The organism is Vibrio algivorus, from assembly GCF_030161215.1.
GTDB lineage: Bacteria > Pseudomonadota > Gammaproteobacteria > Enterobacterales > Vibrionaceae > Vibrio > Vibrio algivorus.
The window spans coordinates 154,474-162,717 of the sequence record NZ_BSPV01000005.1 but is presented as its reverse complement, the minus strand read 5'-3'; the positions used below and the strand labels follow the sequence as shown (position 1 = coordinate 162,717).

Sequence of the window (8,244 nt, the reverse complement as noted above, 5' to 3'; positions counted from 1 at the left end):
TAACATAATCGGCGTGTCCTGGGCAGTCTACGTGTGCGTAGTGACGTGCTGGAGTATCGTACTCAACGTGAGAAGTTGCGATTGTGATACCACGCTCGCGCTCTTCTGGAGCGTTATCGATAGATGCAAAGTCTTTTGCTACACCGCCGTACACTTTTGCAAGTGTAGTACAGATAGCAGCAGTAAGAGTTGTTTTACCGTGGTCAACGTGGCCGATAGTACCAACGTTTACGTGCGGTTTCGTACGTTCAAATTTTTCTTTAGACACAATCGTGTTCCTTCCTAGTTATGATTCGCTTTGACAAAAGTTTGCGTCAAAACGCGCCAGAATTTGCTATTTTATGCGTCAATTTTCATCAACGCAATAGATTCATTGTTTAATAAGGCGATCAGTGATTAAACTCATCGCCAAATCAACCTTAACCGCGCTCTGCGATAATTGCTTCAGCAACATTTTTAGGCACTTCAGCATACTCGGAAAATTCCATTGAGTATGATGCACGACCTTGAGTTGCAGAACGTAAGTCAGTTGCGTAACCAAACATCACAGATAATGGTACTTGCGCTCGAATAATTTTCAAGCCACCGTAACCTTCATCCATTCCTTCAATGATGCCGCGGCGACGGTTAAGATCACCAACCACATCCCCCATCCAGTCTTCAGGGGTAGTTACTTCTACTTTCATCATAGGCTCTAGCAGCACTGGTTGCGCTTCTAGTGCACCTTTTTTGAAAGCCATTGAGCCAGCAATTTTAAACGCCATCTCGTTTGAATCGACATCGTGGTATGAGCCATCGAACAAGGTTGCTTTAACATCCAATACAGGATATCCAGCTAGTACACCATTGTTCATTTGCTCTTCAATACCTTTCGACACTGAGTTGATGTATTCACGAGGAACAGCACCACCCACGATTTCGTCGACAAACACAAACCCTTCACCCGGCTCTGATGGTTCAAGTTTAAGCCATACGTGACCATATTGCCCACGACCGCCAGATTGACGAATGAATTTGCCTTCGACTTCCGTTTTACCACGAATGGTTTCACGGTACGCAACTTGAGGTTTACCCACGTTGCAATCCACACTGAATTCACGCTTCATACGATCGACGATAATGTCTAAATGAAGCTCACCCATACCTGAGATTAAGGTTTGGCCAGTTTCATCATCGGTTTCCACGCGGAAAGAGGGATCTTCTGCAGCTAGTTTACCTAGTGCAATGCTCATTTTTTCTTGGTCAGCTTGTGAGCGAGGCTCTACCGCTATTTGAATTACAGGCTCTGGGAATTCCATGCGCTCTAGGATAACTTTATGATCAAGAGAACATAAGGTGTCACCGGTTGTCACATCTTTAAGGCCGATAGCGGCGGCAATATCACCTGCCAATACTTCTTTAATTTCTTCACGCTTATTAGAGTGCATTTGAACAATACGTCCAAAGCGCTCACGTTTCTCTTTCACTGAGTTATAAACGGTATCACCTGAATTAACAGTACCAGAATAAACGCGCATGAAAGTTAACGTCCCAACAAATGGGTCGGTAGCAATTTTAAAGGCAAGTGCTGAGAATGGTTCTTTATCATCGGCATAACGCTCGACTTCATTTTCATTCTCATCAATACCTTTAATTGCAGGTACTTCGATTGGCGATGGTAAGAAGTCAATTACAGCATCAAGTACTGCTTGAACCCCTTTATTTTTGAAGGCTGAACCACAAGTTGCTAATACAATCTCGTTATTCAAAGTACGAGCGCGTAGTGCCTGCTTAATTTCAGCTTCACTTAGCTCTTCACCTTCAAGGTATTTATCCATCAACTCTTCTGAAGCTTCTGCTGCCGCTTCTACTAAATGGCTACGCCATTCTTCAGCGAGTTCTTGCATATCTGCTGGAATTTCTTCGTATGTGAAGGTCATGCCTTGATCGGCTTCATTCCAGTTGATTGCTTTCATCTTGATAAGGTCGATGACACCCTTAAACTCTTCTTCCGCACCAATATTTAATTGGATTGGAACGGGAGTTGCACCAAGACGATTTTTAATTTGGTCAACAACGCGTAGGAAATCTGCACCGGCGCGGTCCATCTTATTCACGAACACCAAACGAGGTACGTGATATTTGTCCGCTTGACGCCATACAGTTTCAGACTGAGGTTCAACACCAGATGATCCACAAAAAACAACCACTGCACCATCAAGCACACGCAATGAGCGCTCTACTTCGATTGTAAAGTCAACGTGTCCAGGGGTATCAATGATATTGACGCGATGTTCTTCGAATTGAGCTTCCATACCACGCCAGAAAGTTGTAGTAGCAGCAGATGTGATAGTGATACCACGCTCTTGCTCCTGCTCCATCCAGTCCATGGTTGCTGCGCCATCGTGAACTTCACCAATTTTATGAGAAAGGCCTGTGTAGAACAGAATACGCTCAGTTGTGGTTGTTTTACCTGCATCTACGTGCGCACAAATACCAATATTACGGTAGCGCTCAATAGGAGTTTTACGAGCCACGATTGTATCCTCTTACTAAGGGAACCCTTAGGTAGTTCCATCTATTTATCAACATATTTGAGAGTCGATAAATAGCAAAAATGTGCTGCAGGATATCCTGCAGCACAGAAGGTATAACTAACGTTGTTTCTTTGCGAGCAAAGAAGCGATTACCAACGGTAGTGTGCGAACGCTTTGTTCGCGTCTGCCATACGGTGAACGTCTTCACGTTTCTTAACAGCAGTACCTTTGTTTTCTGACGCGTCTAGCATTTCTGCTGCAAGACGTTGTGCCATAGATTTTTCACCACGCTTACGCGCAGCTTCAACCAACCAACGCATAGCAAGAGCGTTACGGCGAACCGGACGAACTTCTACAGGTACTTGGTAAGTTGAACCACCCACACGGCGAGATTTAACTTCTACCGCTGGACGAACATTTTCAAGAGCTTCTTCAAATACAGCTAAGTGATCTTTACCAGATTTCTCAGCCATAGTATCTAGTGCAGTGTAAACAATTTTTTCAGCAGTTGATTTCTTACCATCAACCATAAGGATGTTTACAAATTTCGCCAGCAATTCAGATTTGAATTTAGGATCTGGAAGGATCTTACGCTGGCCTATTACGCGACGACGTGGCATGGATGTTTCTCCGTTGTCTTCTTCAGGTTATCCAAAACTTTTCAGTTTCATCAAAATTATATAATTTTAGTGTTTGGCCTTACTTAACGCTTTTCTGTTAAAACAGAAAGCTATTAAGACTTAGGACGTTTAACACCATACTTAGAACGACCTTGTTTACGGTCGTTTACGCCAGCACAGTCAAGAGCGCCGCGAACGGTGTGGTAACGCACACCTGGTAAATCTTTAACACGACCACCACGGATTAGAACAACACTGTGCTCTTGAAGGTTGTGACCTTCACCGCCGATGTATGAAGTCACTTCAAAGCCGTTAGTTAAACGAACACGACATACTTTACGTAATGCTGAGTTCGGTTTCTTAGGAGTAGTAGTATATACGCGAGTACATACACCACGTTTTTGTGGACACGCTTCTAGCGCAGGCACGTTGCTTTTAACAACTTGCTTTGCACGTGGCTTGCGTACCAACTGGTTAATAGTTGCCATTAAATAGCTCCTGATTTACGAAAATAAGCTTGTGAAAAATCTAATCCTAATTCCCGGCAACATTTACACGCAGCGAGAAATAAGGACGCGAAATTTTATTCATCAAGGGGGGATGTGTCAAGAAATATACAATCGTGCTGCCGAGTTTTTTTCTCTGGCAATAAGAAAAGTGTCAATAATACTGAGATTAATCCCAAGTGATTGATTGAGTGTGCTGTTCGGTAAGACAAACAAAGCCTTTAAAATCAGTCAACTGAGCATCAACATTTACTAAATCAACCAAACCACGCGCCACAAGATCCTCTTGTAACACCCAGCAACGATCTTTTTGATCTTTCAATCCAATTAGTGAGCTTGATTGGCGAAAAAGTGCGTAAACCGCATCTTCAACGAGTAATATTGCATCATCAGGTTGGATCAAGTTGATCGCATCAGTCAATCCTGATGGGCTTTTTATAATATGTAGCATGTCTATTCGCCCTATTAAAATGTCAGGATCTTTTGGCACTGTTGGAATTTTTCGACCATTTCAGCTTGGCTTAATGCGCTATTTTCAATCAGCAAGTCGTCTGAGTTTATTTGGTAGTCGTTTAATGATGATTGACAGGTATAAATGTTATCAATCTCATATAAATCCAACAATTTAAAGGCTGAAATATAATCTCTAGACAAAATGCTTGCCGGCTGTTGCGCTGGCAGTAACTGAGTCACCCCTGCACCGATAAAAAACACATCAATATCTTCACAGTAAGCCGAAGCGGCTAACAATGCATCCAGCCCTTCTCTACCTTTTGCGCTCGTATGAGGGTGAGAGCGAAATACAAAACCTAAACGCATTAAAACTGTACCACCCTATCTTGTACTAACATGGCTTCAGCAAGCCCACCTAGTCCAGCCAATTCAAAACCTTGAGCCACATTGCAGCTATCTCGCCCATGCGTTTTGGCCTCATTACTATCTAGAATGCCGCGGCGCAATGACGCTGCAACACAAGACTCCAAACGCACCTCATGTTGTTCACTCAATTGCTGCCAAGCTTTAACTAGATCAAATTCATCATTCGCAGGCACAACTAAACTAGAAGCATGATGAACGCCATCTTGATAGAAAAACACGCTGACTAACTTGTGGCCTCTTTCAATCAAAGCACAAGCAAACTGATAGGCATTAAGTGCAGATTGATTACCATAAACTGAGCCATTAACCAGCAAACTATAAGTTAGTACTTTTTCTGGCAAGGGGAAACATTGGCTCACTTTTCGCCGTCCTCAATTTTGCGTTGACGAATATATAAATAAACCGTGTGTTTAGAAATATTTAAACGGTCAGCTACCCGATTAATCGCATCTTTGATATCAAAGATCCCTTTATCATAAAGATCCATCACAATTTGGCGATTCTTGGTATTGTTTGATACCGATTTATCAGCATTGATTTCTTCAATAGTGCGTTCAACCGTTTGATCCACCAGCTCTTCAACATCACTAGCAAAGTTAACTGACGAAGCCGCTTCTTCTGCTTCCGCAGTAGGCATAAAGGCGTGTAACACTTGAGAAAATGGCGCATCTAAATTGATATTGATACACAGTAATCCAATCACTCGTTGCTCGCCATTACGGATCGCAATAGTGATCGACTTCATCAATACGCCACCTTTGGCGCGTGTAAAGTAAGAGCGAGAGAAATTACGCTGCGAACCTTCAATATCTTTTAGCATCTTTAACGCTAAATCCGTAATCGGAGATCCGACTTGACGGCCGGTATTTTCACCATTAGCAATTTTGACTGCCGAGGTATTTAAGTCCTCTAACGAGTGCAACACGATTTCACAATAGTTACCGATCAAACTAGCAAGACCATCGACTACCGCTTCATAAGAATGCAAAATAATTTTATCGTGCTCTGTAAAGGGCATAACATGGACAGATTCCATTTCTAACAATGCTTCCGAATGTACCACTTCAGACTGACTCACACTCACCTCTACTCCGATAGAAAATCGTTTATTAAAATTGTCGAACAATTAAACAAATTAACGTAAGTTTATCAGAAAATTTGAAAGAGGCACGGATCTAACTTCAATATGATGATTTAGAACAAATTATGGATCGTATTTTTAAGCTTTCAAAACAAAAAAGGCCCATCATATTGATGAGCCTTAAGTAAACTAGCTAGTTCAATTAATTTGCAGCAGGTGCCTCTGGTGCTTCCGCTGATTTCACTGACATTAACTCAATTTCAAACACTAATGTTGAGTTAGCAGGAATTGTTGGTGTGTCTTGTTCACCGTAAGCAAGCTCTGGTGGGATCACAACTTTATATTTAGAGCCCACTTTCATTAGCTGTACTGATTCAGTCCAACCAGGGATAACACGGTTAAGTGGGAAAGTTGCAGGCTCTTTACGATCGTATGAGCTGTCAAACTTAGTACCATCAACCAAAGTACCTTCGTAGTTAACTACGACTGTATCCGTTGCTTTTGGTGAAATGCCGTCGCCTTCTTTTTCAACTTTGTAAAGAATGCCTGATTCAGTCTTCTTCACACCATCTTCTTTAGCGAACTTTGCACGGAAATCATCACCGGCTTTTTTAGCTGCGGCTGATTTTTCAGCGGCTTGAGCTTGCATCTTTTCAGAAACACGCTTATCTAGCTCTTGTAGTGCTTGATGTGTTTCTTCTTCTGTCATCCCTGCTTTTTGAGCAAATACGTCTTCGATACCTTTTAATACGATATCTTTATCTAGGTTGATACCGATTTCTGCTGGTTTCTCAATGCTAGTATTTAGGTAGTTAGCAAAAGAAACACCAATCGCATATGCCGCTTTCTCATCATCAGTTTTATATAGTGTTGATGCCGCTGCAGATTGCGCCTGCTCAGCTTTTGCTGTGGTTTGTGCATCTTTTGATTCTTCTTTCTGACAACCAACTGCAAGTAAAACAGTGGCTGCAAGCAACGATACTTTAAAAATCGGTTTCATTAACTTCTCCAGCATGATGGAAAACCATCGTTATGATGTATAAAAATTTATTCTATCAATGTGTTAGAACGTTCAAGTTCTATATCTAGTCACTCTAAATGCGATTGATCTACATTAACACTATCACGTGCTTAATTTAAGCTATTGTTAATTGACTGTATTTTTTTAGCAAAGTTCCGCCTTAACCCATAAAAATAATCCGCTTATTACTTTGTGTTTCAACAAAACACGACTTAAGTGACATTATTTTCGCGATACCACGACTCAATCAATGATCTACAGTACGGCATCTTTCAGGTATAATTTGAGTACAGTCGATTTAATAACTTAACAGTGAATAAAATGCATTCAGATAATCTTGAAAACGAATTAAAACAAAGAATTGATGGTCTAGAGTGTCAAGTCGCTTTCCAAGAACAAACCATCAATGAACTTAATGATGCCTTGAGTCAACAGCAACTGTTGATTACTCGCATGCAAGATCAAATGAAGTTTGTCGTCGGCAAAGTAAAAAACTTAGATACTTCAAACTTAGCCGATGCATCGGAAGAAACACCACCACCGCACTACTAATTCACATTGCTTAATTCACATTGTTGCTTTTTGTCTTTTCTAATAAGTAAGTTGTTTCTATGATCAAAAACGCCAACGTTAGACGCTGGCGTTTTTTTTAAGATTAGTGAGAGCAGCCACAGCCGCCATTTCCATCACAACCTTCTTTTTTCTCTTCATGATCATGGCCACAGCAGTCGCCATCGTGATCGTGGTGATGACCACCAGCTTGATGTACATGACCGTGAGCCACTTCTTCTTCTGTTGCTTCACGAACGGCTACAACTTCAACATCAAACGTTAATGTTTGGCCTGCAAGCATATGGTTACCGTCAACCACAACTTCATCGCCATCTACTTCTGTAATTTCTACAGGGATCTGACCTTGGTCGGTATCCGCAAGGAAACGCATACCAACTTCGATTTCATCCACGCCGTGAAATACGTTAGCAGGAACACGTTGAACTAAACCTTCATTGTGCTCACCGTAAGCATCTTCTGGAGCAATGGTTGCTGAGAATTTATCACCAGCAACTTTACCTTCTAGCTCTTTTTCTAGACCTGTAATTAGGTTGTTGTGGCCATGTAGGTAGTCTAGTGGTGCTTCAACCGTTGATTGGTCTACTACCACACCGTCTTCTACTTTTACTTGGTATGCCAAGCTAACAACAACGTTTTTTTCAATTTTCATATTCGCTCCAAATTCAGATTAAGCGTGAGAATGTGTGAGCACTTAATCTCTATGTGCAAGATAATGGGGATAAGCCAGACAGATTTCAATCGCTAATAAAGGATTATTTTACAAACCTGACAGATATCTTGCGCTTAGCAACCATTATTCTGGCTTAAAAATACCAATTAATTGTTCTGAATTAGGAGAACTAGAGCTATGTGAACGGGCTTCTACTGCTTGTGGTGTCTTTTGTTCAACATAATCACATTCAACACACTCAACCACTTCAATTTGATTCTCTTCCCACACTCGTAAACTATCGCTTTGTTTACAGTTTGGGCAGTTAGCGCCAGCAATAAATCTCTTTTTCGTTTTCATAACTATCCTATTTCATAGCTGGAGTGGAGCTAGTCTCAG

At 41.5% G+C, this 8,244-nt stretch carries 12 protein-coding genes; 1 reads left to right on the top strand and 11 read right to left on the bottom strand.

Annotated features, from left to right (window positions below; genetic code table 11):
* The 9 genes from QQJ93_RS09035 to fkpA form a co-directional block, all read right to left on the bottom strand.
* The coding region (locus QQJ93_RS09035) for a GTP-binding protein (RefSeq protein ID WP_246847629.1) at positions 1 to 268 on the bottom strand (268 nt) is incomplete at its 3' end.
* Between the two features lie 151 nt (positions 269 to 419).
* The gene (gene fusA, locus QQJ93_RS09030; protein WP_089124923.1) at positions 420 to 2,516 is read right to left on the bottom strand and encodes an elongation factor G; all 2,097 of its coding nucleotides are present in this window, start codon (positions 2,514 to 2,516) and stop codon (positions 420 to 422) included.
* Between the two features lie 149 nt (positions 2,517 to 2,665).
* The gene (gene rpsG, locus QQJ93_RS09025) at positions 2,666 to 3,136 is read right to left on the bottom strand and encodes a 30S ribosomal protein S7 (RefSeq protein ID WP_045957025.1); all 471 of its coding nucleotides are present in this window, start codon (positions 3,134 to 3,136) and stop codon (positions 2,666 to 2,668) included.
* Positions 3,137 to 3,249: 113 nt separating this feature from the next.
* Positions 3,250 to 3,624 (bottom strand): 30S ribosomal protein S12, encoded by a 375-nt coding sequence (gene rpsL, locus QQJ93_RS09020; protein WP_004399892.1) that lies wholly within the window; start codon positions 3,622 to 3,624, stop codon positions 3,250 to 3,252.
* A gap of 187 nt (positions 3,625 to 3,811) precedes the next feature.
* Positions 3,812 to 4,093: a sulfurtransferase complex subunit TusB gene (gene tusB / locus QQJ93_RS09015; protein ID WP_089124924.1), complete on the bottom strand. Its 282-nt coding sequence runs from the start codon at positions 4,091 to 4,093 to the stop codon at positions 3,812 to 3,814.
* A gap of 14 nt (positions 4,094 to 4,107) precedes the next feature.
* Positions 4,108 to 4,461: a sulfurtransferase complex subunit TusC gene (gene tusC, locus QQJ93_RS09010; protein WP_089124925.1), complete on the bottom strand. Its 354-nt coding sequence runs from the start codon at positions 4,459 to 4,461 to the stop codon at positions 4,108 to 4,110.
* Positions 4,461 to 4,880 (bottom strand): sulfurtransferase complex subunit TusD, encoded by a 420-nt coding sequence (gene tusD / locus QQJ93_RS09005; RefSeq protein WP_244943764.1) that lies wholly within the window; start codon positions 4,878 to 4,880, stop codon positions 4,461 to 4,463. The genes tusC and tusD overlap by 1 nt, the downstream gene beginning before the upstream one ends.
* The gene (locus QQJ93_RS09000; protein WP_267135441.1) at positions 4,877 to 5,557 is read right to left on the bottom strand and encodes a helix-turn-helix transcriptional regulator; all 681 of its coding nucleotides are present in this window, start codon (positions 5,555 to 5,557) and stop codon (positions 4,877 to 4,879) included. Before QQJ93_RS09000 ends, tusD begins: the two co-directional genes overlap by 4 nt.
* Positions 5,558 to 5,804: 247 nt before the next feature.
* Positions 5,805 to 6,602: an FKBP-type peptidyl-prolyl cis-trans isomerase gene (gene fkpA, locus QQJ93_RS08995; protein ID WP_089124926.1), complete on the bottom strand. Its 798-nt coding sequence runs from the start codon at positions 6,600 to 6,602 to the stop codon at positions 5,805 to 5,807.
* A gap of 342 nt (positions 6,603 to 6,944) precedes the next feature.
* On the opposite strand from fkpA, the gene QQJ93_RS08990 reads away from it, so the two are divergent.
* On the top strand, positions 6,945 to 7,175 hold the full coding sequence (locus tag QQJ93_RS08990) for a SlyX family protein (protein ID WP_089124927.1): 231 nt from the start codon (positions 6,945 to 6,947) through the stop codon (positions 7,173 to 7,175).
* Between the two features lie 103 nt (positions 7,176 to 7,278).
* Here QQJ93_RS08990 and slyD read toward each other — a convergent pair whose 3' ends face one another.
* Both slyD and QQJ93_RS08980 read right to left on the bottom strand, forming a co-directional pair.
* Entirely contained in the window at positions 7,279 to 7,845 is a 567-nt protein-coding gene (slyD, locus tag QQJ93_RS08985; protein WP_089124928.1) for a peptidylprolyl isomerase, read from the bottom strand.
* A gap of 144 nt (positions 7,846 to 7,989) precedes the next feature.
* Complete coding sequence (locus tag QQJ93_RS08980) at positions 7,990 to 8,205, bottom strand: YheV family putative zinc ribbon protein (protein WP_089124929.1); 216 nt, start codon at positions 8,203 to 8,205, stop codon at positions 7,990 to 7,992.
* Between the last annotated feature and the right edge of the window lie 39 nt (positions 8,206 to 8,244).